At 31.3% G+C, this 665-nt stretch carries 1 protein-coding gene; it reads left to right on the top strand.

The features are described 5' to 3' along the window. Window positions 1–62: 62 nt before the first annotated feature. The coding region (locus HXZ74_RS17160; RefSeq protein WP_286476521.1) for an IS3 family transposase at window positions 63–665 on the top strand (603 nt) is incomplete at its 3' end.

Below are 665 nucleotides of genomic sequence, written 5' to 3'. Positions count from 1 at the left end.
GATGCTGAACTTGAACGAGACATCCTAAAAAAGGCGATCAGCATTTTTTCCAAGAGCGGTCGTTGAAATATCAATTCATCAAAAATCATGAAATTATTTATCCGATTGAAAAAATGTGTAAAGTTTTAAAAATCAGTCAAAGCAGTTATTTTAGATGGAAAAAGTGTCCGTTTTCTGTTAGATTTCATAAAAAAGAAGAGCTGAAACAACGTATTTTAACGATTTATTTTGATTCAAAGCAACGTTACGGTAGTCCAAGAATTACAGCAGAATTAAATAATTTAGGATTTAAAATATCTCGAATTACAGTTTCAAAATACATGAGAGAACTTGGAATTAGAAGTAAATTGAGCAAGAAATTTAAAATCACAACAGATTCTAAACATAATTATTTGGTTGTAGAAAATATTCTTGATAGAGATTTCGAAAGCACTAAACCTGCCCAAAAATGGGTTTCTGACATCACTTACATCAGAACAATTGAAGGATTTTTGTATTTAACAATTGTTCTTGATTTGTACGATCGCAAGGTTATTGGTTGGAGTTTGTACGATGAAATGAGCACTGAAAAAACAAGTTTATCAGCCTGGAAAGTCGCTTTAGCAAACAGAAAGATAGAAAAAGGATTGATTTTTCATTCAGATCGAGGAGTTCAATATGCCAAC

Origin of the sequence: Empedobacter sp. R750, assembly GCF_030324345.1 — a bacterium.
Lineage (GTDB): Bacteria > Bacteroidota > Bacteroidia > Flavobacteriales > Weeksellaceae > Empedobacter > Empedobacter falsenii_C.
Note: the sequence above shows the minus strand (reverse complement) of the source record. Positions and strands in the feature narration are given on the sequence as shown.